The sequence below is a fragment of the Actinomadura syzygii genome (genome assembly GCF_008085905.1).
Classification (GTDB): domain Bacteria; phylum Actinomycetota; class Actinomycetes; order Streptosporangiales; family Streptosporangiaceae; genus Spirillospora; species Spirillospora syzygii.
Genome location: NZ_VSFF01000013.1, coordinates 94,964 through 119,423, shown reverse-complemented (window position 1 = coordinate 119,423; position 24,460 = coordinate 94,964). Strand labels below are relative to the sequence as shown.

Genomic DNA, 24,460 nt, shown 5'->3' with positions numbered 1-24,460 from the left:
ATTCGGGGAACCACCCCGGACGGCTCCCTCCGCGAAAGGGCGCCATGTCTGATTCCGTGACCGGGTCCGCGGACGGGCCCGTCCGCCTGACGGGACGCGCGCGGGCCGTGCTCCTGGTGCTGTGCGGCGCGATCTTCCTGGAGGGGATCGACGTGGCGATGCTGAACGTGGCGCTGCCGTCGATCCGCGCCGACCTCGGGCTGTCGACCGGGACGCTCTCCGGCGTCGTCAGCGCCTACGTCCTCGGCTACGGCGGGTTCATGCTGCTCGGCGGGCGGGCCGCCGACCTGCTCGGGCACCGCCGGGTGTTCGTCTCGTCGCTGGCCGTCTTCCTCGTGTTCTCCGGCCTCGGCGGGCTCGCCACCGAGGGCTGGACGCTGCTCCTCGCCCGGTTCGCCACGGGCGTCGCCGCCGCGTTCATGGCGCCCGCCGGGCTGGCGCTGGTCACGTCCAACTTCCCGGCGGGGCCGCTGCGCACGAAGGCGCTCGGCTTCTACGCCGGGACGGCGGCGGGCGGCTTCTCGCTCGGCGTCGTCGCGGGCGGAGTGCTCGCCTCCGCCGGATGGCGGTGGGTGTTCTTCGCGCCGGTCGTGTTGTCGGCGCTGATCCTGGCGGCGGCGCTGGCCGTCGTCCGCGACACCGGGGGCGAGCGTCCGCAGGGCGGGTTCGACCTGGCGGGCGCGTTCAGCATCACGGGGGCGATGCTTTCGCTGGCGTACGGCGTCGTCCGGCTGGAGCATCCCGGTGAGGAGATCTGGTTGACCGTCGTCGTGTTCGCCGCCGGTCTGGTGCTGCTGGGGCTGTTCGTGGTGGTCGAACGGCGGTCGTCGTCGCCGCTGGTGCGGCTCGGGGTCCTGCGGTCGGCGCCGCTGGTGCGGGTGAACGTCGCCGCGCTGCTCTTCCTGGCCGCGTTCGCGGGATTCCAGTTCCTGGTCACGCTGTACTTCCAGGAACTGCGGGGCTGGAGCACGCTGGAGACCGGCCTCGCCATGCTGGTGATCGGCGTCGACACCGTGCTCGCGCCCGTCCTGACGCCGCGCCTGGTGGACCGGTTCGGCAACGTCCGGGTGCTGTTCGGCGGGGTCGTGCTCGCGGCCGTCGCGTACGCGCTGTTCCTCCCGGTCGGGACGGACTGGACCTACGCCGCCATGCTCCCGTCGCTGGTCCTGCTCGGCGTGTCCTTCGCCCTCGCCTACGGGCCGCTCACCATGGCGGCCACGGACGGCGTCGCGCCGGACGAGCACGGGCTCGCGGGCGGCCTGCTCTACACGTCCGTCCAGTTCGGGACGGCGCTCGGCCTGTCCGCCGTCACCGCCGTCAGCGTCGCCGCCGGATCGGGGATGGACGGCCTGCGCGCCGCGCTGATCGTCCCCGTCGTGGCGGCGGCGCTCGGCGCGGTCGTCGTCGCGACCGGCCTGCGCGCTCCGCGCGACGCCCCGCCGACCGTGGCGGCCCCGGCCGAGACGGTCGCGCCCGTCGCCTGACCGAGGTCAGTCGAGCCGGACGACGCTGCCGAGCAGGGGCAGCAGCGTCCGGCCCAGCCCGGTCAGGTCGGCGCGGAGCCGGGTGGCGATCTCGTCGCAGGCCGGGAAGCCGGTGACCGTCCCGACGACGACCGTGGCCTGGCGGACGCCGAACGGCTCCTGGAGCCGTCCGGCGTCCGCCAGCCGCCGCACGAACCCGCCGATCCGGCGCAGCCGCCAGTCCTCCCGTCCGGCGACGACCTGATGCGCCTCGGGATCGACGGCGGAGAGGCTGATCAGCCGCCGGAGCAGCTCCGGGTCGGTGCCCCAAAACCGGCACAGCTCGCCGACCATCGCGGTGAAGGCGGCGGCCGGGTCGCCGATCCCGGCGGCCTCCCGCATCCCGGCGACCAGCCCCGACCGCTGCGCGAGGTCCTCGCCGACGGCGTCGAGCAGGCCGAGCTTGGACTCGAAGTGCCGGTAGATGGTGACCCGGGTGACGCCCGCGTCGGCGGCGACGTCCTCCAGGCTGAGCCGGTGGTAGCCGGACGCGACGAGGTGCCGCCGGGCCGCGTCGAGGATCCCGCGCCTCGTCCGCTGCACGTTCGCGGCCCGCAGTCCCGTTTCCCTCACCATCCAGTCATGATACAGCTTGTATATTGAGATGCAGGTCGTAACATCAACGGAGGAAGGGGCGAAGCATGGCCGACCGGCAGGTGGCGCTCGTGACCGGCGCGAACAAGGGGCTCGGCAAGGAGACGTCCCGGCAGCTCCTCGGCTGCGGGATGACGGTGTTCATGGGCAGCCGCGACCCGGACCGCGGCGCGGCGGCGGCCGATGACCTCGGCGGCGCCGGGACGGCCGTCCCGGTGCGCCTCGACGTCACCGACGCCGCCGACGTCGAGGCGGTGGCGGACCGGCTGCGCCGCGACCACGGACGCCTCGACGTGCTGGTCAACAACGCCGGAACCGTCGTCGACCGGCTCCCCGCCGACACCACGGCGGCCGAGCTGCGCGAGACCTTCGAGGTCAACGTGTTCGGCGTCGTCACGCTCGTCCACGCGATGCTGCCGCTGCTGCGCGCGTCGGCCGCGCCGCGGATCGTCAACGTGTCCAGCACGACGGCGTCGATGGGGCTGACGAGCGGCGGCGCCGACTTCGGCGGCGACGCCGACCGGCGGATGGCGTACGCGGCGTCGAAGGCCGCGCTGAACATGCTGACCGTGCAGTACGCCCGCGCCTTCGCCAGGGACCCGGACCTCGCGCACATCGCGATCAACTCGGCGACGCCCGGCTACACCGCCACCGACCTCACCGGCCACCGCGGCGCCCGGACCGTCGAGGAGGGCGCCCGGATCATCGTGGACCTGGCCGCGTCCGCGGACGCGGTCCAGACCGGCGGCTTCTTCAACGACCGCGGGCACGTGCCCTGGTGATCGGCTCATCGCCGCCGGATCGGACGATGATCGGATATGCATGAAGGGTGATCGATCCCTCCGGGCCCGTGCCGAAGTACCTCCAGCTCCGCGCCATCCTGCTGGACATGATCGAGAACGACCGGCTGCCGGTGGGGGCGCCCGTCCCGTCCGAGCGCGACCTCTGCCGCAGGTTCGGGCTGTCGCGGGCGACCGTCCGGCAGGCCGTCGACCAGCTCGTCGCCGAGGAGCGCCTCCGCCGCGTCCAGGGGAAGGGCATGTTCGTGGCGCGGCCGAAGGTGTGGATGCCGAAGGAGCTGGTGTCCTTCACCGAGGACATGCGCGCCCTCGGCATGGCGCCCGGCTGCGTCGACCTCCGCGCCCGGACGATCGAGGCCGACGCGCGCCTCGCCGGGTACTTCGGCGCGGCGCCCGGGCTGTCCGTGCACGTGCTGGAGCGGCTGCGGCTCGCGGACGGCGAGCCCATGGCGGTGGAACGCTCTCATGTCCCGGCGTCCCTCGGGCCGGACCTGTTCGAGCGCCGCGCGCCCGGCGGCTCCCTGTTCAAGGTGCTGGAGACCGAGTTCGGGATCGTCATGGACGAGGGCGACCAGACGATCGAGGCGGGCCCGGCCGGGCGCGAGGACGCCACGCCGCTCGGCGTCGCGCCGGGCGCCGCCGTGTTCTTCCTGCGGCAGCGGACGTACAGCCGCGGGATCTGCGCCGAGGTCGCCTTCTCCACCTACCGGGCCGACCGGTACCGCATCCACCTCGGGTTGAAGTCCCCGCGCCGCTCCGCCACGTAGGTGGGCCGAGTCAGCGTTTCGGCGGTTTCGCGCGTTCGGTGAATTCGGCGAGCCGGTCGATCACGCGGGCGGTGGTTTTCACGGCGAATACCGTCCACAGGATGAGGGGGCCCAGCAGCCAGCCGCCGATCACGTCGCTCGTCCAGTGGTAGTTGCACCACACCAACGCCGTTCCGTACGAGCCCGCCGCGACGGCGATGACGGCTCCGATCGCGGACAGTTTCCAGCGCGTCAGCGGCCAGGCGGCGAGGATCAGCGCGGTCCCGTAAAGGGTGAGGAATGTGGTGGTGTGGCCGGACGGGTAGAACCCGGTCCCGCTGTTTCCCGGATCGGCGGGATTGGGGCCCGTCCGGTGGTAGAGCAGTTTGGGAATCAGCACCGTGACGACCAGCAGCGACACGGCCGCCACGGCGTAGAGCATCGGCCGGACGTCGCGCCGGAGGAACGCCAGGACGAGGGCGACGAGGGCCAGTACCGTCCCGGCCGCGAGCGGGTCGCCGACCTCGGCGTACTCGCGGGCCGCGCGCGTCGGAGTGGGCCATCCTCCGTCCGCGGTGGCGTGCACGACGGCGTCCCTGATCGTCACGTCCAGGTGGATGACCGGGCCTCCCACCAGGACGAGGAGGGTCCACACCGCCAGCGCGGCGGCCAGCGCGAGGGGCGCGGCGACCCGCCGCCACCGGCCCGCGCCCGGCTCGGCGGACGGCGCGACGGGTCGTCGCATTTCGGACGCACGCACGAGCCAACCCCCGGTCGCCACCTGTGCCTGGGCTCCACGTCCGGGACGAGGTCGGCGCGGCGGCCCCTTCGCCCGGCAGGACGACGGTACAGCGCGCGACCGCCCGGCCGCGGCGACGCGCCGCTGTCCCGGTCCATTGTTGTGTAAGATCATCAGCAGTTGTACGGCCCCCCGAGAAGGTGCTTCTTGACAACCGCCGAATCATTAGGTGATCGGGAACTGCGGCAGCGGAGAGAGCACGCCGACCGGCTCGGCGACGGGGGCGATACGTCCCGCGCGATCGCCCTCCTCGGAACGTTGCTCCCGCGCTTTGCCGACCACTACGGCCACGCCCATATCGAGACGCTGACCACCCGCGACTTCCACGCGCACTGGATCGGGGAGGCGGGCGACCCGCAATACGCGCTGCGCGCTTTCCGGGAATATCTGCCCGAGTGGGAAAGGGTCGCGGGCCCGGAACATCCGAACACGCTCCATTGCCGCCAGAACCTCTCCTTCTGGACCGGCGAATGCGGCGACTTCGCGGGCGCGGCCGACCGGTGCCGCGACCTCCTGCCCGTCCGGGCGCGGGTCCTCGGCGCGGAGCACCCCGACACCCTCACCACGCGGCACCGGCTCGCCTACTGGACGGGCGAGGCGGGCGGCCACGAGACCGCCCTCGAAACGCTGGACGCGCTCCTCGCCGTCCGCGTCCGGCTGCACGGCGCCGAGCATCCCGACGCGCTCACCACCCGGCACGAGATCGCCCGCCGGACGGGCCTCGTCGGCCGCCCCGGCGAGGCGGTCGCGCTGTTCCGCGAGCTCCTGCCCCTCCGCGAGGCGGCGTGGGGGCCGCGCAACGCGAGCGTGCTCACCACCCGGCACGAACTGGCCCGCTGGACGGCCGAGGCCGGGGACCCGGCGACCGGCCGCGCCCTCCTCGAAGAGCTGCTGCCGATCCGCCGGGACGTCCAGGGCCCTGATCACCCGCGCACGCTCACGACCGGCCACGAACTGGCCCGCTGGACCGCGGTGACCGGCGACGCCACCGCCGCCCACGCGCTCCTCGCCGACGTCCTGCGGCGCCGCCGCCGCGTGCTCGGCGCGGACCATCCGCACACGCGCGCCACCGGGTCCCTGCTCGGCGGCCTGCCGACCCCGGAAGGCGCCTAGCCGTGGCCGCCGCCGAAGGGGCGGTGCGGGTGTTCTCCCCCCACCTCGACGACGCCGTCCTGTCGGCGTCCGTGCAGCTCACGCGCCCGCACGCGGAGGTCGTGACGGTGTTCGCGGGCGCGCCGCCGGGGAGCGTCGAGCACACCGAATGGGGACGGCTGACCCGGGCGCGCTCGGCCGCGGAGCGGCACCGGGAGCGGCTGGCCGAGGACGACGCGGCCATGTCCGCGCTGGGCTGTGCTCGGCGTCGCCTCGACGAGCCGGAGGACGAGTTCCGCACCGGCGAGCTCGACCTCGGACGGCTGGCCGACCGCCTCCGGCCCGAGATCGCGGGCGCGGCCGAGATCTGGATCCCGGCCGGTATCGGCGGCCACCCCGACCACGTCGCGCTGCGGCGGGCCGTCCTCGCCGCGCTGGACGCCGCCGGTGACCGCGCCACGCCGGTCCACCTCTACGCCGACCTCCCCTACACGATCGTGCACGGCTGGCCGACCTGGGTCACCGGCGCTGAGCCCGCCGAGTACCTCGATCCCGACCGGTGGGTCATCGATGAGCTGGTGTGCACCGGCGTCGACCCGGACGCGCTGGTCGGGCGGGCCGTCCGGCTCACGGCCGACGAGCGGGAGCGGAAGGCGGGTGCCGTCAGGGCGTACCGCAGCCAGCTCCCGGCGCTCGGGCTCGGCCCCGCCGACGCGCGGCGGTGGACGGCGCTCCTCGGCCACGAGGCCGCGTGGCGGATGGCGCGATGACCGTCCGGCTCAGCGCGGTGATCATGCATCATCCGCGCCGGGCCGCGCTGCTGCCCGGACTGCTGAGGTCGTGCGCCCCGCTGGCCCCGAGGGTCATCGAGGACCCCCGCCCCGGCGGCCCGCCCAGCGCGTTGCGGACGGCCAAGCGCGCCTGGGCGTCGATCACCGCCGACGCCACCCACCACCTCGTTCTGCAGGACGACGTCGTGCCGGTCCCCGGCTTCGCCAGAGAACTGACCGAGGCCATCGCGCATCGTCCCGGCTTCGGGCTGGCGTTGTGCGTCAATTGGAACAGCCCGCACAATTCCTATTTGACGCGCAAGGCCGCTATGGCGGGACGCGCCTGGGCGCCGCTTTCTCGTTATGAGTGGACGCCGACATTGGGATTGGTGCTGCCCGTCCGGGAGGCGCGGGCGTTGGCCGAGCACCTGTCCCGGCTGCCCGACGACGCGTTCTGGGGGGACGACGACGAGGCGATCATCGACTTCCGCAACCGGCGCGGCCTGCCCATGACCGCGACGATCCCGCATCTTGTCGACCACACCGACCATCCGAGCCTGGCGGGCAACGACCTGGACGGCTCGCGGCACGGGACCGTCCTGGCCCCTGGTCTGCGCCTGCCGCCAGGGCACTGGGCCGACTCGCCGGATGAGGCCGGGTTCACCGGCGGGCCGCACGAATTCACCGTGGAATTGCGCGGGTCCCGCTGCCTGATCAGGTTCGTGCGTCCGGGCGCGGACGAATACGTCTCCCACCCGTACGGCTGGTATTGGCACGACTGGTGCGGTGTCGCGGGCTTCGATCCGGACACGATACTCGACGGTTTCGCGGATTTCCTTTCCAGCGGCCTTGTCGCGGGCGGCGTCACGGTCGCGGAAGCGACCGAGGTCTGGGCCGCCGGTTACCTGCTCGGTGCGGACCTCGCGCGTTCCGGGGCTCGCCCGGTGGCGGACGGACCCGTCCGGGCTGCGCTGCGGACGGCGGCGCTGGAATCGTGGATCGACTCGGGGCTTCGGGCCCGTCCGGCGGCGGACGCCCGCGCGGCGTACGCGGCGATCTGCGCGGCGGGGTGCGCTCGCGGGTCGTCCGACCACAGCGGGGCCGCGTGTCCGGTGTGACGGCGGTCGTCGAGCGTATGGCGCGGCGCGAGGCGGCGGTCTTCTTCCTCCGCTCGCGCGAGATGACGCCGCTGGTCGCAAGGGTGCTGCGCTGCCCGACGTGCGGCGCAGGCGCGGACGATGCCGAGGAGTATCTGCGCGGCTTGCCGGTGTGGGGCGGGCGGCCCGCCGTCACCGTCCTGCCCGTCACCGAGCCGCGCCCGGACGGCGGCGACCCGGCCCTGACGATGCTCGCCTGCGAGGCACTGCCCGCCCGCGCCTTCCTGTTGATCGCCGAAGCCGCGTACAGCACCGTGGCGCTAGACGTCCGAACCCGCGCAGTCGCTTGGACCACACGCCCGCCCAGCACCGAGGCAGACGCCCTTCACTCGCTCGACGCCGCTGAACGCTGGGCCGACGCCCTCCCGCCCCAGCCGTCCGACGACGCGGTACTCCCCATCTCCACCCGCCTACGCCCGGACCCCCGCCAGGAATGGCAAGCGCACCGAACGCGGCTCGCACAGCACTTCCTAACGCCCCACTGCACGACGCACTCGCTGCTGAAACTGAACGAGGCGTACCATCGCCTCCGCATCCGCGCCGCCGCCGACATGCTGGAACGCGAGGCTCAGCTCGGATACTGACGCGCGGAGAACATTGCGATCTCGGTGAGGTGGACGTCCGGCGGGGTGCACAGCACGTGGCGCACCTGGGCGGCGACGTCGCGGGGGTCGAGTCCCTCCTCCCGCTGGTCGCGTTCGGCGTCCGCGCGGAGGGCGGGGTCGGTGATGTAGCCGCCGTGGTTCGTCCTGACCAGGCCCGGCGCGATGACGGTGACCCTTATGCCCTTGTCGTGCAGTTCGCAGCGGATCGCCTCGCTCATGGCGTGGACGGCGTGCTTCGTCCCCGCGTACACGCCGCTCGCCGGATGGGACACGCGGCGGCCGCTCATCGACCCGATGTTGACGATCTGGCCGCGCGGGCTCCGCGCCAGGTGCGGGACGGCCGCCCGGGTCACGGCGAGCAGGCCGAGGATGTTCACCTCCACCATGTCCTGCCAGTCCGAGGTGAGCCCGTCGGTGACGTAGCCGAGGCGGAACGTCCCGGCGTTGTTGACCAGCGCGTCCAGGCCGCCGCCCAGCCCGGAGGCGGCAGCGGCCACCCCGTCGGCGGCGGCGTCGGGGTCCTTGAGATCGGCCTGGACGGGGACGCCGCCGATCTCGCAGGCCAGTGCTTCGAGGGGACGGGCCCGCCGCGCCAGCACGGCGACGTGCGCGCCGCGCCCCGCGAGGTCCCGCGCGATCGCCTCACCGATTCCGGTGGACGCGCCGGTCACGAGCACGCGCCGCCCTTTCAGTCCTGTGTCGCGGACGTCATCGGACAAAGACGCTCCCCTCTCCGGAACCGCACACGGGATTGACGTTCAGTTCGCTCGTCGCCCAACGGCGTATCCCGCCCGCGAAACGGCGGCCGACGAAGAAGGCGCCGGTGACGGAACGCGCGGGCGCCGCTCGCATTCGCCCGCCCTGGAAGGAGGTGAGGCGTTCCGTCTCCGATGGGACGAAACGCTGCACCGCCCAGAGGCGGTCGTCATCGAGCGCGCGGTCGATGCTCCGCGCCCATTCCGACTCCGCCATCGTCGCGCCAAAGGCGACGTCCGCGCCGCCGTATCCGTCGACCGGTTTAAGGACGAGGCCGTCCCGGTGCCGCGAACAATGGTCGAGGAGGTCGATTGGCGCGCCGTCGCGGGTGGTTCGTCCGTCCGCCAGGAGGCGAGTCCAGGGCAGAACGTTGCGAACATCGGCCGCGTTCGGAACGGTGCCGTTGTCGGCGGCCTCGGAGAGCATCGCCAGCAACGTCTTGTTGGCGAACACGTCACCGACGAAATCGCCGACAAGGACGACTCGTCCGGCGGCGATGTAGTTGAGCAGCCGCCGCCACCGCCCGGCCCTTTCCGGGTGGTCGTCTTCGACTTCCTCGAAGAACCGGTAGACAGCCGCGACACGGTTTCCTTCGAGCGTGATGTGATGCCCGGTGAGGTCGAGTTCCTCGATCGGCGCGACCACGGCGTTGAGCCCGCCCCGCCTGACCTGCGACTCCAGCGCGCGGCGGAACACCGGGGGCATGTTGTCGTGCCCGTCCGCCCAGTAGGCGATCACCACGAGATCGTCCGGCCGGAGCCGTTCGGACGCCAGAACGTGCTCGGCGAGCGAACTGACCGTATCGACGGAACAGACCCCGGCCTCTTTCAGGAAACGCTCCGCTCGCGGCCACCCCACAAGCGCGCGGGCGAGCAGGTCGCTTTCGCCGAGCCCGCCGAGCCAGGTGCCCGCGTTCAGTTCGAGAAGCCGCGGAACGTCCCCGTGCCAGATGACGTCGGGACGAGCGATCCGCGCCCAATCCTGGCGCCGCGCAACATGCAGAAGACCCATCTTCCAGCGCTCGATCTGAAGAGCCTCGGCCGCCTTTTCGGCATCGTCCTCGAAAGTCGCGCGCAGCAATTGGTCGATGCCCGCCATGACCGCCCGGACGCCCCGCTCCAGCGAATCGACCGCGCCCCGGGACAGGATCTGCGGCGTGACGGTGTGCCGCCATTCGTCCAGGCGGTATCCCAGCTCGATGAACTCTCCCATGGCCCGGCCGGGGGAGACCGGCGACGGGCTGAGGAATTCCGCCGCCTCGTCCGGGTTCTCGGCGAGCAGGCGGTTGAACGCCTCCGTCACATCCAGGGCCCGCGTCGGCATTCCGCACCGCTTCCATCCCGTCCGATGATCAAGAGAGTAGCGGCCGGTCGCCGCGGCGGGCGGCGAAACGTGAACGCGCCGGTGTCGATGAGGCTGGCCCCACTGTTCGCGGTCCGGGGAACCTGAACGCGGATTCGGGAGATCGCCGCAATGTGCCGGGCCGGGCCGCGAACCTAGCGTCGTCGTCCATGACCACAAGTGAATCCAGGCGGGGCCGCGCCGTCCGGGGGACGGTCGCGGTGCTCGCGGCGGGCGCCGTGATCGGCGTCCCGGCCATGGCCCCGGCGCCGGCGCGGGCCGTGGCCCCGCGCGGCTGCGAGCACGCCGCCGCCCGGCAGGTGCTGAACCGCATGACGGGCGTGCACGGGATGCCCGGCGCGGCGGTGCGGGTCGACGACCCGCGCTGCGGGACGTGGACGGCGGCGACCGGAACCGCCGACCGGCGGACCGGACGTCCCATGGACGCCGCCTCGCGGACCAGGGTCGCCAGCATCACCAAGACGTTCACCGCGACCACGGTGCTCCAGCTCGCGGCCGAGAAGCGGATCGCGCTGGACGCGCCCGTCGCGCGCTACCTGCCCGGCCTGATCGACCGGAACGGCCACGACGGCCGGAAGATCACCGTGCGGAGCCTGCTGAACCACACCAGCGGCCTGCCCGACCACATGGAGACCTTCGCGTCCGCCGACGAGTTCCGGTACCGGCATTTCGAGCCGGGGGAACTGGTCGACCGCGCGCTGTCGCTGCCCGCTCCCGAAACCGAATGGCATTACTCCACCACCAACTACGTCATCGCGGGGCTCCTCATCGAGAAGGTGACCGGGCACCGCGCGGAGGCCGAGATCCAGCGCCGGATCATCGGCCCGCTGCGGCTGCGCGACACCTACTGGCCGGGCGACGAGCTCCGGATCAAGGGCCGCCACCTGCGCGGCTACGTCCGGCAGGAGGACGGCAGGGTCGTCGACTACACGGAGATGAACACCACGGCGGCGTGGACGGGCGGCGCGCTGATCTCCACCCAGCGGGACGTGTCCGCCTTCTTCGGAGCGCTCCTCGGCGGCCGGCTCCTGCCGCCCGCGCTGCTCGCGGAGATGAAGGACACGGTCGCCCTCGACCCCGACCGCGTCTGGGACGGCGCCGCCTACGGCCTCGGCCTGATCGGCACGCCGCTGCGCTGCGGCGGGACGTGGTGGGGCCACGCCGGTGACATCGACGGCTTCACCTCGATCGCGGGCGTCGCGCCGTCCGGCCGCCGGGTCGCGATCGCGTTCAACGAGAACCCCGCGACCAAGGAGGCGTTCGACGACGAGCTGAACCTCGTCCAGACCGCCCTGTGCGACAAGTGACGCGTGCGGCTAGTGACGTGTGCGACAAATGACGGAGGCAACGATGGTGACCACGATCCGATCGGTGGCCGTGCTCGCGGTGGGCGCCGCCGCGGCCGCCGCGCTGGCGGTGTCCGCGATGCCGGGGGCGAGGTCGTCGGCCGCCTCGACGCCCGGTGACCTCAGCCGGTTCTACCAGCAGCGGCTCGACTGGAAGGCGTGCACGCTCGGCGCGGACGACGAGACCGGCAAGGAGTTGGACGCGGCCGGCGCGCGATGTGCGGACGTGACCGTCCCGCTCGACTACACCAGGCCGGACGGCCGGACGATCAAGGTGGCGATCTCCCGGCTGAAGGCGTCCGGCCCGGGGCCGCGGCTCGGCATGATGCTGCTCAACGGCGGCGGACCCGGCGCGGCCATCGACCTGCCGCCGTACATGCGGAACCTGATGGGCGCGGCCGGTCCGCGCTACGACCTCGTCGGCATGGACCCGAGGTCGCTCGGCCGCAGCGCCAAGGTCGACTGCGGCTGGCCCAGCGCCACCTGGGTCAAGGGCGCCGGGCCGACCCGCCGTTCGTTCGAGCGGGGCGTGGCCTTCGCGAAGGACCTGGCGGACCGCTGCGCCCGGACGAACGGCGACGTGATCCCGCACATCAGCACCCGCAACATCGCCCGCGACATGGACGTCATCCGGGGAGCGCTCGGCGAGAGCAAGATGTCCTACAACGGTGCGTCATATGGCACCTACCTCGGTTCGGTGTACGCGACGATGTTCCCCGGCAAGCTCGACCGCGTCCTCCTGGACAGCTCGCAGGACCCCTACTCCTGGGGTCCGCGCCTGATCGCCGGAACCGAGGACGCCAACGAGCGCGCCCTCGCCGCGTGGGCCGGATGGACCGCCGAGCGCAACCGGACCTACGGCCTGGGCGACACCCGCGACAAGGTGCTGGCGGTGGTGGACGGCATCGCCGCCGAGTCGGGCCGCCGCCCGCTCGCGGTCGGCCGGTACCGGGTGGACGCCTCGACGTTCCCGAGCGTGCTGATCGACAACCTCGGCACCGACGAGGACGGCGCCCGCGCGGTGCTCGCCGGGTCGATCCGGGTTTTCCGGGAGGCCGCGGCGGGACGTCCGGCCAAGCCCACGCCCGAGCTGGACGACGAGCTGTCCTACCTGCTGACCGGCGCCGCTTCCGCCGAGGGCAGCGGCCAGTCCGCGATCATCTGCGGGGACCGGGCCGCGCCCCGCGACCCCGCGTTCTACTGGCGGGACGTCCAGAGGCACCGCCGCTCCAGCCCGACGTTCGGACCGCTGGCCCGCAACATCCAGCCCTGCGCGTTCTGGGCGACGCGCCCCGCCGAGGCGCCGACGAGGATCGACGCGGCCCTGCCCGCGCTGATGGTGGCCGCGACCGGCGACACCCGCACCACCTACGAGCGGAACGAGACCGTCCACCGGCTGCTGCGCGGCTCGCGGATGATCACGCTGGACGGCTACGTCCACGCTCCCTACCAGCGCGGATACCCCAACACGTGCGTCCGGGACCGGGTGAACGACTACCTGCTGACCGGCCGTCTCCCGGCCAAGGACCAGACCTGCCCGGCGGAGAAGTGACCGCATGACGCCGGGAGCCCCGGATCGGGACCGGTCCCGATCCGGGGCTCCCGGATTCGCTGCTGGAAGATCAGGTGGAATTGCCTGATTGGAGATTCGAGTCGTGGACGTCCATGACGACGGCGCCGCTCGTATCGCTGTCGCCTATCTGGGCGTTCACGTCACCGGTGCCGCCGGTCACCACATTCGAGTCGTCGTAGGTCGCGATGTTCCGCTTTCCATGGACGGTCGTGCCGAGGTTGTCGTAGCCGTCCGCGCCGATCGTGAGGGAGTTCTTACCGGTGGCGTTGGATTCACCGTCGTCGGTCACCTTGCTGGAAGTCTGGCCTTTCGGGGTGGCGGGCGCCGCGGGCAGGGCGACGGGCGCGACAGTCGGCCGGGGGTCCGCTCGCCTGGCGTTGTCGTCGCTGTTCTCGTCGCCGTCCTCGCCGTCTTCGTTATGGTCGCCCGACTTGACTGTCGAGCCCGTTACGTCGACGGCGTTGAGGCCGCTCGAATCGGTGTCCCCGGTGTTCGCGTTGAGCCGCCCGTTCCGGTTCACGAACAGGTTGGAATCGTCGTAGACGGCGATCTGGTCCTCGCCGGAGACGTTCACCGAATGGTCCTCGTATCCCGAGATGGCGGTGCTTTGTCCCTTCTCCGAGACGGGAATCGGGAACTGCGGCGTCGTGGCCCGCGTGCGGGTTTTCCGGACGGGCCGCGGCTTCCCGACACGGGAGCCCGCCGGGTCCAGAGACGCATGCCCGGCCTGGGCGGGAGGCTGCGGCTGGGCTGCGACCGGGCCCGCACCGGTCGGAGTCGCGGGCGAGCCATTGGTCGAGGTGCCGGACTGGAGCGTCGAGTTCTTGTCGTCGATGCCCAGGGTCCCGCTTGAGGAGACGTCGCCTGTGTTCGCGTTGGGGCGGTTGCCGTCCCCGACCGTCGCCACCGACCGGTCGGTGACGATGGTGTTGTTGTTGCCGTAGACGTTCACCACCGTCACGGGCGCTTTGGCGCCATTCCCGACGTGCTGCGACGGTCGTGGCGCGCCCGGAGGGGTCGCGGCGTTCGCGCCGTTGCCGAGCAAGATCGTTCCCGCCGCCGCGATGGCGATCACGAAAATGCGAAACGTCATACTTCCCCCTTCTCGGACGCGCGCGGAGACCCTGAACCCGGCGCGTCGAAGACCCCGTTTTGATTTACCGCAGCATGGTAACGAGGGCGGGCGGAAGTTTGCCAAGGAAAACGTTTAATGCAGTGCCAACATCATGCCACCCTTCTCATCTTGGCGCGGACAGTGGTCTTTTTTCGCGCCCATCGGCATTCGTTTCCGCCGGTCAGAGGCGAAAGCCCGACAATTCGTCGCGATGGCGAGAATGGAGACGGTATTGCCGATGTGTCGGCGTCCTCAGCCTTCGGGGTAGAAAAGGAACAACGTGCAGCCTGTGGTGGTCTGCGGGACGTGACTGGACCCCGCCGGGGCGTGGATGAACGACCCAGCCGGGTAATCGCGGACGCCGTCGTTGAAGACGCCCGACGTCACGAAGACTTCCTCCGGGCCGGGCTCGTGGACGTCTATGCCCTGCCAGCAGGAGCCCGGGTCCATTTCCAGCACGTGGGCGGAGGCGCCGTCGTCCCCTTTCCACAGCGTGCGTAGGCGGATGCCCGGGAAGAGTTCGCGAACTGGGGCGTCCTGGACGGCCGCCCACACGTAATCGACTGTCGCCATGAGGCCAGGCTGCCCGAGCGTCCACCCCCGTCCCCAGTGTCAGGAATGACGTCTTGGGGTACTTTCCTGCCATGCATCGTGTGGTGGCGCTCGTCCGGCCGCAGCAGCTGACCTTCGAGCTCGGCTGCGCGGCCCAGGTGTTCGGCGCGCAGTGGCCGGCGCTGCCCGTCCGCTACGGCTTCGGCGTGTGCGCGGAGCGGCCCGGCCAGGTCAGCACGCGCGCCGGGTACTCCATGCTGGTCGAGGACGGGTTGGAGGCACTGGGCCGCGCGGACACGGTGGTCGTCCCCGGCTGGACGCCCGTCGACGAGGTGCCGTCGCGCGCGGTCGTCCGGGCCCTGTGGGACGCGCACGAGCGCGGCGCGCGGGTCGTCAGCATCTGCACCGGCGCGTTCGCGCTGGCGCACGCGGGCCTTCTGGAAGGACGGCGGGCCACCACGCATTGGGCGCGGACGCGGGAACTGGCCGAGCGCTTTCCGTCCATCCAGGTCGACCCCGACGTCCTTTACGTCAACCACGGGGACGTCGCCACGAGCGCCGGCGCCGGTGCGGGCATCGACCTTTGCCTGCATCTGGTGCGCGCCGACCAGGGCGCCGGTTATGCCGCGCACGTGGCGCGGAGCATGGTCATGCCGCCGCACCGCGAAGGCGGGCAACTGCAGTACGCGGCGCCGGCCCGTCCCGTCCAGATCGACGGTTCGCTCGCGCCATTGCTGGAATGGGTCACCGGACGGCTGGCCGAACCCATCAGCGTCCAGGACATGGCCGCGCACGCGGGCGTCTCCGCGCGCACCCTCGCCCGCCGATTCACCGACCAACTCGGCGTCGGCCCGGGACAACGGCTGCTCGCCCAGCGCCTTTCCGCCGCCCGGGAACTGCTGGAATCCTCCGACCTTCCGCTGGACGCCGTCGCGCAGCGGGTCGGGCTTTCCTCGTCCACCAACCTCCGCAGGCGCTTTATCCGCGCCCTGGGCACGACCCCCGGCGCCTACCGCCGCGCATTCCACGCCCGTCCCCGCTAAAAACCACGCACATCCGGTGGCCGTGCGGAAACGGCAGCTATTCCGGCTCGGCGTCAGCCGGGCGGGTCGGGGACGAGTTGTTCGCGGGCGAGCCGCTCGACCAGCACCGGGACGAAATCCCGAATGGGCCGGTTGTCGAAGCGGCGGTAGATCGCGTCGACGGCCTGCGTCACCTGTTCGGGACGCCGCCGACCGGCGAAACTGCGCAGCAGGCGGTCGGTCACCTCGCGCATGACGTGCTCTTCGCGCTCTATCGGATTCCCGGACGGGGTCATCGACAGGCCCCCTCGACCGGGCGGCGGCTGGGGCATGAACTGCTCGGCGAGGTGCGAATACCCCAGCGAGCACGCGCCCACCCGCGGCTGGACGGTGTCGATCGTCGCCAGGTCGGCCTTGATGGCGACGCTCACCAGGGAAATGAGTAACGCGATGTCGTCGTCGCCGCCCAGCCAGATCCGCACCCAGCCGCTGCCGGGCCGGATCCGCACGGACGCGCAGTCCATGAGGGGCCGCCGCATCCGCCAGATGAGCGGCCAGGTCAGATACAGCTCGGCCAGATCACGGCCGTGCAGGTGCAGGATCTGATCGCCCCCGCAAGCGAACGCCCTGCCGAAACCGCAATCGGCTCTGCACAACCTCAGCGCCGGCCACCCGCTCAACTGCTCCACCACGCAGTCGGTCGGACAGATCCCCAGACCACCGGTCCCGCCCATACCCGCAGGATCCTGCCTTGACCAGCATGATCAGTACCCGCGCCGCGAAATCGTTACCAGAATGGTTGCCAAGCCGCCGTTTTCTCGTCGGCTCCCCGCCAAACCCATCACCTAAGAGGCCGACAACGGCCACGACGAACGGCACCCGATTCCCAAACGTAGCAAAACCGTACTTGTTTCACTCGACCGCCCCGCCCATAAATCCAGTTATGGTCTACCCAATGGAGGTCACGGACGGATCGTGTACGTCGAGGTGATCGGTCGGCCGCCGGTTCGGCGGGGGGTTCAGTAGGACGCCTCGTGTTCGGTCAGGGCGGTGCGGCGGAGTTTTCCGGCGTCGTCGCGGGGTGGGCGGTCGGTGAAGCGGAAGGTGCGGGGGATCTTGTACCGGACGAGGCGTTCCGCGAGGAAGGCGCGCAGGTCGTCCGCGGTGAGGGGGACGGCGGCCTGCACCACGGCGTGGACGCGGCGGCCGAGGTCCTCGTCGAGGAGGCCGACGACGGCGCAGTCGAGCACGGACGGATGCTCGCTGATCGCCGCCTCGACCTCCGCGGGGTAGACGTTGGCGCCGCCGGTGATGATGAGGTCGGTGCGGCGGTCGCTGAGGTAGAGGTAGCCGTCGGCGTCCAGCCGGCCGAGGTCGCCCACGGACTCCCACTCGCCCGCCCGCCGGGGCTCCGCGCCCACGTAGCGGTAGGGCGGCGTGTCCGGGCCGGGCCGGGTGTAGACCTCGCCGAGTTCGCCCGCGGGGAGTTCGGCGAGGTCGGGGCCGAGGATCTTCACCTCGCCCCAGAGCGGGCGTCCGACCGAGCCCCGGTGCGCGAGCCATTCGACGCCGTCGATGTGGGTCATCATCTGGCCCTCGGTGGTGCCGTACATCTCGTGGACGTTCGCCGCGCCCACCAGGTCGAACCACGTCTCCTTCAGCCAGGCGGGACAGGGCGCGGCGCCGTGCCAGACCTGTTCGAGGGAGCCGAGGTCCCACGAGCCGCCCTTCTCCAACTCGCGCAGCACCCGCAGCATCATCGTCGGGACGAGGCTCACCCAGTCGACGCGGTGCTTCTGGACGGCCTCCAGCACGGAGACCGGGTGGAACTTCTCCAGCACGACCAGATGCTGGCCCGCGAACAGCCCGTACATGGAGAAGTTGAACGGGGCGTTGTGGTACAGCGGTCCCGGGACGAGCTGGACGCCGCCGTCCCGCTGGCTGAGCAGCGACGCGGTCGCCGCCGGGTCGAGCTCGCCGCGCTGGCCGGAGACGATCAGCTTGGGCCGCCCGGTGCTGCCGCCCGACGTCGGCGCCTTCCACGACGGCCCGACGCGCGGCTCGACGTAGGCGTCGCTGAGGCCGGGGTCCGGGGCCTCCTCGGTGACGACGAGGACGGGCTTCGCCAGGTCGATGATCGCCGCCCGTTCCGCGTCCGGCAGCCGCGGGGAGATCAGTTGCGGGACGGCGCCGAGCTTCCACAGCGCGAACACCACCGCGTAGAAGCCGATCCCGTTGGGCAGCCCGACCGTGACGAAGTCGCCCGGCCCGACGCCCCGGCTCCGGTAGGTGCGCGCCAGCCGGTTGGCCCTGGCCTCCAGCCCGGCGCGGGTCGCGGTCTCGTTCCCGCAGGTCACGATCGGCCGGTCCGGGTCGGCCAGCGCGAGGTCGGTGAGGATCTGCCCGAGCGGGACCACGCCGCCCTCACCCACGGGTGAACCGCTTCATGAAGTCGGGTTCGACGATGAAGCCGTGCACCTGCGCGTTGTGGCTGTGCGCGAGCTGGTGCAGCGCGAACGCGTGCCGGATCGCGTCCGGCCTGCCCTGCGCGTCCTGCGCCGCGTTGACCGACCGCTTGGCGAGCTTCAGCGCGAACGACGGCTGCTCGGCGATCCGCGCGGCCAGCTCGAGGGCCGTCTCGGTGAGCCGGTCGCGCGGCACGACCCGGTTGACCATGCCGATCCGCTCGGCCTCGCGGGCGGTGAGCGCGCCCGACGTGAACAGCAGCTCCTTGGCCTTCCGGACGCCGAACTCGTACGGGTGGTTGAAGAACTCGACGGCGTTCACGCCCATCGCGACGACGTTGTCGATGAACTCCGCGTCCTCGGAGGCGACGATGAGGTCGCACGGCCACACCAGCATCAGCCCGCCCGCGATCACCTTTCCCTGGACCTCGGCGATCGTCGGCTTGGGGATGTCGCGCCACCGTTCGGAGAACCCGAGGAACACCTCCTCCTCGCGGGCCATGAGCCCCTCCGCGCCCGGTCGCGTGAAACCGGACGCGGTGCCGACCGTCCGGTGGCCGTCCAGCGCCCCGAAGGGGTCCTCCTCGCGCAGGTCGTGGCCGGACGAGAAGTGCGGCCCCTCCGCCGCGAGCACGATGACGGCGATGCCGTCGTCGTGCGCGGCGCGGTCGAAGGCGTCGTTCAGCTCGTAGAGCAGGCCGGTGTCCTGCGCGTTGCGGCGCTCGGGCCGGTCCAGGACGATCCGGGCGACCTTCGGCAGCGGCGTCTCGTACCGGACGGAGCTCATCGGCGCCCCTCCCACAGGACGCGCTCGGCCCCGGCCGGGTCGTCGACCGCGGTGACGGTGTCGGTGATCAGGCCGACCGTGCGGGCGGACGGCTCGTAGGGCGCCCAGCCCGGGTCGCCGGTCGTCACGAAGGCGACCCAGACGGCGTGGAAGGCGTCCGCGACGGACTGCGGCGGCTCCGGTCCGATCCGCGCTTCGAGGCCGGGCGCGTCCAGCGTGTCGAACGCGAACGGGATGTCGACGCCGTGCCCGGAGCCGAGCTCCGGGGCCGCCCAGTCGAACCGGTAGATCCAGGTGTTGCTCCTTCCGCGTTCCTGGGCGCGCGCCTCGGCGGACCGGACGACCGGGACGCGGAAGTACCAGTCGGAGACGACGGCCGACAGCAGGTCGCCGGGCCGCGCGTCAGGCCGGTTCGCCCGGTAGACGGCGAGCGCGCGGTCGGCGTCCAGGCCGTAGGCGGCGGCGGACGCGTACAGCGTGTCCTCGTCGATCGCGTCGATCGCCCCGGACGCGACGAGGATCAGCCGGGCCTCGTCGGCGGTGGTGCCGGTCAGCAGCGCGACCTCCGGGTCGGACCCGTCCAGCGGCGGGCCGGGCAGGACGTCGCCGTCGACGGTCGGCGCGAACGGCTGCGCGGAGAGCGCGAGGTCGCCCCACTTGTCGGGGTCGGGGGCCGTCTGCACCTCCTCGACGACCGCGCGGACCCCCCGCGCGATCGTCGCCGGGGACAGCCGGGCGAACGACTCGCGGGTCGGCTCGGCGTTCACCCGCAGCGCGAGGTCGGCGGCGACGAGCCGTCCCGTCTCCGGCGTCAGGACGTGCTGGGCCCCGCCGCTCTGCGCGATGGCCCGCTGGAAGAGCCCCTTGGCGCGCGGCATGGACAGCAGCGTCTGCACGCACCACGCGCCCGCCGACTCGCCCGCGACGGTCACCCGTCCGGGGTCGCCGCCGAACGCGGCGATGTTGTCCTGCACCCACTGGAGCGCGGCGATCTGGTCGAGCAGGCCGCGGTTCGCGGGGGCTCCGTCCAGGTAGGCGAACCCTTCGGCGCCGAGCCGGTAGTTGACGCCGACGAACACGACGCCGTCGCGGGCGAACGCCGTCCCGTCGTATTCGGGGACCGAGTTCGACCCGTTGGTGAACGCGCCGCCGTGGATCCACACGAGGACCGGGAGGCCGCCTCCGCCCGGCGTCCAGATGTTGAGGTTGAGGTAGTCGTCGCCCTCGATGTCCACTTCGGGGAACAGCGGGACGTACATCGGGATGTAGTCGTCCTTGGGCGCGGTCGGCCCGAACGCGGTCGCGTCCCGGACGCCGCCCCACGGCTCGGCGGGCTCGGGCGGGCCGAAGCGACGCTCGCCGGACGGCGGCTTGGCGTAGGGAACGCCCAGGTAGGCGGTGATCCCGCCGTTGTCGCGCCCGCGCAGCGCACCCTGCTTGGTTTGCAGCAGATAAGCCATGATGTCACCTCCATGAAACATCGAGTGCTTATGTTTCATACATTGGGGTGGCCTTCGACCCGTTGTCAAGGTGTAACGTCCAATGAGGAGGTTTCATCTATGGAACAGACCCCGCTGCAACGTCAGCTGGCGGGCCGGAAGGGCAGGCCGACCGCCCTGGACGCCTTCCGGCGGGCCCGCGCCGACTTCCTCGCCGGACGGCGGCTCGACGTCCAGTCCCTGGCGGCGGAGCTGGGCGTCAGCCGCGTCACCCTCTACCGCTGGGTGGGGACGAGGGAGCAGCTCCTGGTCGAGGTCATCTGGTCGTTGACGGAACGTACCCTGCGGGACGAGTGGGAACGCCTCGCGTCCGAGCCGGGCCCGCGCGTGCCCGAGCTGATGGTCCGCCTGCTGCGCGCCATCTGGGACCAGCCCGGCGCCCGCAGGTTCCTGGAGCAGGAGAACGATCTCGCGATGCGGCTGCTGACCCTCAAGTCGCACGGCTTCCAGCCGAGGCTCCTCGACCTGATCCGCGAGAAGGTCGCCGAAGACCTGGAGGACGGGCGCGTCTCCACGCCGCTGCCGTTGGACGATCTCGCCTACACCGTCCTGCGCGTCACCGAGTCGTTCCACTACCTGCCGACCATCACCGGCGAACCCGCCGACCCCGACGCCGCCGCCCGCGTCCTGGCCGCCCTGCTTCCCCCGCCCCGCCCCTGACGCCCGAGCGCGCGGCCCGCCTCCCGCCGGCCGCGCGCCCGAAACCGCCGGTCAGTGCTTCTTGCGTCCGACGCCGATCTGCATGAGGTCGCGTCCGGGAACGACCTGCCCCGCGAAGTCGCGGCCCGCGCGGCGCCACCGTCCGTCCGGGAGGTGGCCGGGCGAGAAGTGGTTCAGGACCAGCTTGCCCGCCCCCGCCCGCCGCGCCACCTTCCCGACCTGCTCGATGGTGGTGTGGGAGCCGATCATGTGGTTGATGTAGCCGTCCTTGGTCTCCTGCGGGACGGGCAGCGCCGCGATGCTCTGCTCCACCCACGCCTGGTCGATCACCTCGTGGACGAGGACGTCGCAGCCCCCGGCGAGGTCGATCAGGTTGTCCGAGACCGTGGTGTCGCCGGAGAACACCACCGAGCCGTCGTCGGTGTCGAACCGGAAGCCGAACGCGGGGAACATCTGCCCGTGGTCGACGAGCGTCGCCGTCACGCGCACCCGGTCGTCCTCGTAGACGGGGATGGGCCGGTTCAGGCGCGGGATCTTGCGGCCGGGCGCGGCGCCGCCCGGCAGCGCGATGTCGTGGGCCCTCACCCGGGCGGTGATCGCCGGGGACCCGGTGTCGAAGAGCCGGTCGTTGAAGTCGGTGGCGAACGCGGCGACCAGGGACGCGGTCATGTCGACGGTGCCGGGCGTCGGCGCGGCCGGGTTCACCGGCTCGGGCGTGGGCCGGGCGGCCGGGAACACCGCCGGGAGGGCCCCGCGCCGCCCCGGCCCGAACACCTGGACGGGCCGGTCGTCCCGGCCTAGCCCGCCGCCGCAGATGCCGTAGAGCAGCAGGCCCGGATAGTCGGCGACGTGGTCGGAGTGCAGGTGGGTGAGGAACACGGCGCGCAGCTCGCCGAGGTCGTTCTTGCCGTCGCCGGGCCCGAGCAGGCCCGCGTCCCGGAAGTTGTGGACGGAGGAGTTCCCGCAGTCGACCAGGTAGATGGCGTCGCCGACGACGAGCGCCGAGGACACGCCGTCCCGGTCCGATCCCTTCCACCAGATGGGCCCTCCGGCGGTGCCGAGCAGGACGAGCCGCGTCCCGTACCCCTTGGCGGCCGGCGCGGCGGACGGCGCCGCCGCCGACGCGGTGCCGGACAGGACGCCGGACACGGTCATCGCCCCGGCCGCCACTCCGGCCGAGCGCAGCAGCCCCCTGCGGGACAGCCGCGAGCGGGGCTCCCCGCACGACTCCTCATGGGCCTCTGCGCGGAATTCTTCTCCGGACTCTTCGCACATGGTGGGACGACCTTCCTTCGCTGGGGGTGGCCAGAGGCATGCGGCGAGACGGTCGCCGACGACCGGCGAGGGGCGTGAATCTCTGTAGCGTTCACTACAGAGATTGGCGTGACCCTACGGCCGATCGGGGCGCGCTGGCAAGACCTCCCGCGTGCCGTCCAGGTAGGCGAGGACCGCCCGGACGCGGCGGTGGCCGGAGTCGTCCGGGGCGAGGCCGAGCTTGGCGAAGATGTTGCCGACGTGCTTGTGGACGGCGTTGTCGGAGATGCGCATCCGCTCGGCGATGGTGGCGTTGTCGTGGCCCTGCGCCATCAGTGCGAGGGACTCCCGCTCGCGGGCCGTGAGGGCGTCGAGCGGCTCGCCGGGCCGCGCGAGGAGCTGGGCGATCACCTCGGGGTCCATCGCGGTGCCGCCGGACGCGACGCGGCGCAGCGCGTCGACGAACTCGGCCACCCGTCCGATGCGGTCCTTGAGCAGGTAGCCGATGCCGCCGCGCCCGTCGGACAGCAGCTCGCCCGCGTACTCGCGCTCGACGTACTGCGACAGCACGAGGATCGGCAGCGCGCCGTGCTCGCGGCGGGCGCGCAGCGCCGCGTGGATCCCCTCGTCGCGGAACGTCGGCGGCAGCCGCACGTCCACGATGGCGATGTCGGGACGGTGCGCGGCGACGGCGGCGAGGAACGCCGGGCCGTCCCGGACGACCGCCGCCACCTCGCAGCCCTTCGACGCGAGCAGCAGCTCCAGCCCGCTGGACAGCAGGACGTTGTCCTCCGCGATCACGACTCGCACGGCGCCGCAGCCTCCGGAACGATCGCTACACGGACGGCGAGCGTGGTGGGACCGCCCGGCGGGCTGTCGAGCCGGACGGAGCCGTCCAGGGCGGCGACCCGCCGCCGGATCCCGGTGATCCCGGTGCCGCGCGCCTCGTCGGCCCCGCCCTTCCCGTCATCGGTGACATCGATGGACAGGACGTCGCCCGCCCGCTCGACCCGGACGTCCGCGCGGGTGGCGGCGGCGTGCTTGGCCACGTTCGTCAGCGCTTCGGCGATCACGTAGTAGGCCACCGCCTCCACGGTCGCCGGGAGCGCGTCCAGCCCGGCGCGCTCGACGCGGACCGGCACGCCCGACCGGGCCGCGAGGGCGGTCAGCGCGCCGTCCAGCCCTCGGTCGGCGAGGATCGGAGGGTAGATCGTCCGGAGCACGGCGCGCAGTTCGGCCATCGCCTCCTCCGCCGTGTCGTGCGCCTGCCCGATCAGCGTCGCGACCGTGTCCGGGTCGCCCGCGAGCGCCTCACGGGCGATGCCCAACTGCATGGCGATGGCCACGAGGCGCGCCTGCGTCCCGTCGTGGAGGTCGCGTTCGATCCGCTGGAGCTCCGCGCCGTGGGCGTCGACGACCCCGACCCGGCTCCTGGTCAGCGAGTCGACCCGTTCGGTCAGCCGGTCGCGGGCCGAGGGCGCGAGCACCGCCAGGCACAGCCGCGCGTGCAGCCGCGCCAGCGCCGGGAGCGCCCACCACGCCGCCGCGCCGAGGACGGCGAGCTGCGCGGAGCCCGCGACCAGCGCGGTCGTCCACCCGTCCACGTGGACGTCGACGACCGAGAACAGGGTGGGGCGCGCGTCGGCGGGGAACGCCCACCACGACGTCATCGCCACCACGGCGACCAGGATGTTGCCCAGGCACGTCAGGGCGGCGAGGCCGAGCGGGAACCCGGCGGCGACGTGCGCGAACGTCCAGGCGAGATTCCGGTGCGTCCGGCCCTCGGCGGGGACGCCGAGAAGTCTGGCGGCCCGTTGCCGGTGCCAGTCCGCCCAGGCCCGCGCCACCGGCGGCGCGAGCAGCACCGGCAGCGCGAGCACCGTGGCCACGGTGGTGACCAGCGTGCCCAGCAGGTAGGCCGAGCCGCGGAACGCCCGATCGCGCATGCGCGCCCCCTCCCTGGCGACGGCGGTTTGGAGATCAT

24 protein-coding genes are annotated in these 24,460 nt (G+C 72.3%); 11 read left to right on the top strand and 13 right to left on the bottom strand.

The features are described 5' to 3' along the window. The first annotated feature begins 44 nt into the window (after window positions 1-44). The gene (locus tag FXF65_RS32515) at window positions 45-1,484 is read left to right on the top strand and encodes an MFS transporter (protein ID WP_148353896.1); all 1,440 of its coding nucleotides are present in this window, start codon (window positions 45-47) and stop codon (window positions 1,482-1,484) included. 6 nt (window positions 1,485-1,490) lie between these two features. Here FXF65_RS32515 and FXF65_RS32510 read toward each other — a convergent pair whose 3' ends face one another. Further along, window positions 1,491-2,099, bottom strand: coding sequence for a TetR/AcrR family transcriptional regulator (locus FXF65_RS32510; RefSeq protein WP_148353895.1), 609 nt, complete (start codon window positions 2,097-2,099; stop codon window positions 1,491-1,493). A 65-nt stretch (window positions 2,100-2,164) separates the two neighbouring features. Here FXF65_RS32510 and FXF65_RS32505 point away from each other — a divergent pair, with 65 nt between their 5' ends. Continuing rightward, on the top strand, window positions 2,165-2,899 hold the full coding sequence (locus FXF65_RS32505) for an SDR family NAD(P)-dependent oxidoreductase (RefSeq protein WP_148353894.1): 735 nt from the start codon (window positions 2,165-2,167) through the stop codon (window positions 2,897-2,899). Window positions 2,900-2,946: 47 nt separating this feature from the next. Then, window positions 2,947-3,684: a GntR family transcriptional regulator gene (locus FXF65_RS32500; RefSeq protein WP_148353893.1), complete on the top strand. Its 738-nt coding sequence runs from the start codon at window positions 2,947-2,949 to the stop codon at window positions 3,682-3,684. 10 nt (window positions 3,685-3,694) lie between these two features. Here the strand turns inward: FXF65_RS32500 and FXF65_RS32495 are convergent, their stop codons facing one another. Next, window positions 3,695-4,408, bottom strand: coding sequence for a phosphatase PAP2 family protein (locus FXF65_RS32495; RefSeq protein WP_148353892.1), 714 nt, complete (start codon window positions 4,406-4,408; stop codon window positions 3,695-3,697). A 201-nt stretch (window positions 4,409-4,609) separates the two neighbouring features. Here FXF65_RS32495 and FXF65_RS32490 point away from each other — a divergent pair, with 201 nt between their 5' ends. The 4 genes from FXF65_RS32490 to FXF65_RS32475 are packed head-to-tail and all read left to right on the top strand — an operon-like array spanning window position 4,610 to window position 8,065. After that, window positions 4,610-5,575, top strand: a complete 966-nt coding sequence (locus tag FXF65_RS32490) for a tetratricopeptide repeat-containing protein (RefSeq protein ID WP_187412620.1) — start codon at window positions 4,610-4,612, stop codon at window positions 5,573-5,575. Window positions 5,576-5,577: 2 nt separating this feature from the next. Beyond that, complete coding sequence (locus FXF65_RS32485) at window positions 5,578-6,324, top strand: PIG-L deacetylase family protein (RefSeq protein WP_148353890.1); 747 nt, start codon at window positions 5,578-5,580, stop codon at window positions 6,322-6,324. Next, window positions 6,321-7,442, top strand: coding sequence for a hypothetical protein (locus tag FXF65_RS32480; protein WP_148353889.1), 1,122 nt, complete (start codon window positions 6,321-6,323; stop codon window positions 7,440-7,442). The genes FXF65_RS32485 and FXF65_RS32480 overlap by 4 nt, the downstream gene beginning before the upstream one ends. After that, window positions 7,430-8,065, top strand: a complete 636-nt coding sequence (locus FXF65_RS32475) for a hypothetical protein (protein WP_148353888.1) — start codon at window positions 7,430-7,432, stop codon at window positions 8,063-8,065. The genes FXF65_RS32480 and FXF65_RS32475 overlap by 13 nt, the downstream gene beginning before the upstream one ends. Here the strand turns inward: FXF65_RS32475 and FXF65_RS32470 are convergent. Beyond that, window positions 8,050-8,805, bottom strand: a complete 756-nt coding sequence (locus tag FXF65_RS32470; RefSeq protein ID WP_187412618.1) for an SDR family oxidoreductase — start codon at window positions 8,803-8,805, stop codon at window positions 8,050-8,052. The two genes, FXF65_RS32475 and FXF65_RS32470, sit on opposite strands and share 16 nt — an antisense overlap. Then, window positions 8,795-9,940: a hypothetical protein gene (locus tag FXF65_RS32465; protein WP_187412617.1), complete on the bottom strand. Its 1,146-nt coding sequence runs from the start codon at window positions 9,938-9,940 to the stop codon at window positions 8,795-8,797. Before FXF65_RS32465 ends, FXF65_RS32470 begins: the two co-directional genes overlap by 11 nt. Before the next feature lie 413 nt (window positions 9,941-10,353). Here FXF65_RS32465 and FXF65_RS32460 point away from each other — a divergent pair, with 413 nt between their 5' ends. Further along, window positions 10,354-11,511, top strand: coding sequence for a serine hydrolase domain-containing protein (locus FXF65_RS32460; protein ID WP_222868850.1), 1,158 nt, complete (start codon window positions 10,354-10,356; stop codon window positions 11,509-11,511). 43 nt (window positions 11,512-11,554) lie between these two features. Next, window positions 11,555-13,102 (top strand): alpha/beta hydrolase, encoded by a 1,548-nt coding sequence (locus FXF65_RS32455; protein WP_222868849.1) that lies wholly within the window; start codon window positions 11,555-11,557, stop codon window positions 13,100-13,102. A gap of 70 nt (window positions 13,103-13,172) precedes the next feature. On the opposite strand, the gene FXF65_RS32450 is transcribed toward FXF65_RS32455, so the two are convergent. Both FXF65_RS32450 and FXF65_RS32445 read right to left on the bottom strand, forming a co-directional pair. Beyond that, window positions 13,173-14,321 carry a hypothetical protein gene (locus FXF65_RS32450; RefSeq protein ID WP_148353884.1) on the bottom strand — a complete coding sequence of 383 codons (1,149 nt, stop codon included), beginning with the start codon at window positions 14,319-14,321 and terminating at the stop codon, window positions 13,173-13,175. Between the two features lie 168 nt (window positions 14,322-14,489). Continuing rightward, window positions 14,490-14,810 (bottom strand): cupin domain-containing protein, encoded by a 321-nt coding sequence (locus FXF65_RS32445; protein WP_148353883.1) that lies wholly within the window; start codon window positions 14,808-14,810, stop codon window positions 14,490-14,492. Between the two features lie 71 nt (window positions 14,811-14,881). Here FXF65_RS32445 and FXF65_RS32440 point away from each other — a divergent pair, with 71 nt between their 5' ends. After that, on the top strand, window positions 14,882-15,832 hold the full coding sequence (locus tag FXF65_RS32440) for a helix-turn-helix domain-containing protein (protein WP_148353882.1): 951 nt from the start codon (window positions 14,882-14,884) through the stop codon (window positions 15,830-15,832). A gap of 53 nt (window positions 15,833-15,885) precedes the next feature. Here the strand turns inward: FXF65_RS32440 and FXF65_RS32435 are convergent, their stop codons facing one another. The 4 genes from FXF65_RS32435 to FXF65_RS32420 all read right to left on the bottom strand — a co-directional run bounded on the left by FXF65_RS32435 (window position 15,886) and on the right by FXF65_RS32420 (window position 20,523). After that, window positions 15,886-16,491 carry a three-helix bundle dimerization domain-containing protein gene (locus FXF65_RS32435; protein ID WP_148353881.1) on the bottom strand — a complete coding sequence of 202 codons (606 nt, stop codon included), beginning with the start codon at window positions 16,489-16,491 and terminating at the stop codon, window positions 15,886-15,888. A gap of 339 nt (window positions 16,492-16,830) precedes the next feature. Continuing rightward, window positions 16,831-18,243, bottom strand: a complete 1,413-nt coding sequence (locus tag FXF65_RS32430; protein WP_148353880.1) for an AMP-binding protein — start codon at window positions 18,241-18,243, stop codon at window positions 16,831-16,833. Then, window positions 18,236-19,063, bottom strand: a complete 828-nt coding sequence (locus tag FXF65_RS32425; protein ID WP_148353879.1) for an enoyl-CoA hydratase — start codon at window positions 19,061-19,063, stop codon at window positions 18,236-18,238. Before FXF65_RS32425 ends, FXF65_RS32430 begins: the two co-directional genes overlap by 8 nt. Next, the gene (locus tag FXF65_RS32420) at window positions 19,060-20,523 is read right to left on the bottom strand and encodes a carboxylesterase/lipase family protein (RefSeq protein ID WP_148353878.1); all 1,464 of its coding nucleotides are present in this window, start codon (window positions 20,521-20,523) and stop codon (window positions 19,060-19,062) included. The genes FXF65_RS32425 and FXF65_RS32420 overlap by 4 nt, the downstream gene beginning before the upstream one ends. A gap of 99 nt (window positions 20,524-20,622) precedes the next feature. On the opposite strand from FXF65_RS32420, the gene FXF65_RS32415 reads away from it, so the two are divergent. Beyond that, window positions 20,623-21,222 carry a QsdR family transcriptional regulator gene (locus FXF65_RS32415; protein WP_148353877.1) on the top strand — a complete coding sequence of 200 codons (600 nt, stop codon included), beginning with the start codon at window positions 20,623-20,625 and terminating at the stop codon, window positions 21,220-21,222. A 51-nt stretch (window positions 21,223-21,273) separates the two neighbouring features. Here FXF65_RS32415 and FXF65_RS32410 read toward each other — a convergent pair whose 3' ends face one another. From FXF65_RS32410 to FXF65_RS32400, 3 genes are all read right to left on the bottom strand, one after another. Continuing rightward, window positions 21,274-22,497, bottom strand: coding sequence for an MBL fold metallo-hydrolase (locus tag FXF65_RS32410; RefSeq protein ID WP_222868848.1), 1,224 nt, complete (start codon window positions 22,495-22,497; stop codon window positions 21,274-21,276). 114 nt (window positions 22,498-22,611) lie between these two features. Further along, complete coding sequence (locus FXF65_RS32405) at window positions 22,612-23,286, bottom strand: response regulator (RefSeq protein ID WP_148353876.1); 675 nt, start codon at window positions 23,284-23,286, stop codon at window positions 22,612-22,614. Further along, a complete protein-coding gene (locus FXF65_RS32400; RefSeq protein ID WP_148353875.1) occupies window positions 23,274-24,422 on the bottom strand; it encodes a sensor histidine kinase in 1,149 nt (382 codons plus the stop codon). The genes FXF65_RS32405 and FXF65_RS32400 overlap by 13 nt, the downstream gene beginning before the upstream one ends. Between the last annotated feature and the right edge of the window lie 38 nt (window positions 24,423-24,460).

What these genes read in the sequence shown, in the direction of transcription:
- FXF65_RS32515 (WP_148353896.1), top strand. Translation starts at nt 45, where the DNA reads ATGTCTGATTCCGTGACCGGGTCCGCGGACGGGCCCGTCCGCCTGACG.
- FXF65_RS32510 (WP_148353895.1), bottom strand. Translation starts at nt 2,099, where the DNA reads ATGGTGAGGGAAACGGGACTGCGGGCCGCGAACGTGCAGCGGACGAGG.
- FXF65_RS32505 (WP_148353894.1), top strand. Translation starts at nt 2,165, where the DNA reads ATGGCCGACCGGCAGGTGGCGCTCGTGACCGGCGCGAACAAGGGGCTC.
- FXF65_RS32495 (WP_148353892.1), bottom strand. Translation starts at nt 4,408, where the DNA reads ATGCGACGACCCGTCGCGCCGTCCGCCGAGCCGGGCGCGGGCCGGTGG.
- FXF65_RS32480 (WP_148353889.1), top strand. Translation starts at nt 6,321, where the DNA reads ATGACCGTCCGGCTCAGCGCGGTGATCATGCATCATCCGCGCCGGGCC.
- FXF65_RS32465 (WP_187412617.1), bottom strand. Translation starts at nt 9,940, where the DNA reads ATGGCGGGCATCGACCAATTGCTGCGCGCGACTTTCGAGGACGATGCC.
- FXF65_RS32460 (WP_222868850.1), top strand. Translation starts at nt 10,354, where the DNA reads ATGACCACAAGTGAATCCAGGCGGGGCCGCGCCGTCCGGGGGACGGTC.
- FXF65_RS32455 (WP_222868849.1), top strand. Translation starts at nt 11,555, where the DNA reads ATGGTGACCACGATCCGATCGGTGGCCGTGCTCGCGGTGGGCGCCGCC.
- FXF65_RS32445 (WP_148353883.1), bottom strand. Translation starts at nt 14,810, where the DNA reads ATGGCGACAGTCGATTACGTGTGGGCGGCCGTCCAGGACGCCCCAGTT.
- FXF65_RS32440 (WP_148353882.1), top strand. Translation starts at nt 14,882, where the DNA reads ATGCATCGTGTGGTGGCGCTCGTCCGGCCGCAGCAGCTGACCTTCGAG.
- FXF65_RS32425 (WP_148353879.1), bottom strand. Translation starts at nt 19,063, where the DNA reads ATGAGCTCCGTCCGGTACGAGACGCCGCTGCCGAAGGTCGCCCGGATC.
- FXF65_RS32420 (WP_148353878.1), bottom strand. Translation starts at nt 20,523, where the DNA reads ATGGCTTATCTGCTGCAAACCAAGCAGGGTGCGCTGCGCGGGCGCGAC.
- FXF65_RS32415 (WP_148353877.1), top strand. Translation starts at nt 20,623, where the DNA reads ATGGAACAGACCCCGCTGCAACGTCAGCTGGCGGGCCGGAAGGGCAGG.
- FXF65_RS32410 (WP_222868848.1), bottom strand. Translation starts at nt 22,497, where the DNA reads ATGTGCGAAGAGTCCGGAGAAGAATTCCGCGCAGAGGCCCATGAGGAG.
- FXF65_RS32400 (WP_148353875.1), bottom strand. Translation starts at nt 24,422, where the DNA reads ATGCGCGATCGGGCGTTCCGCGGCTCGGCCTACCTGCTGGGCACGCTG.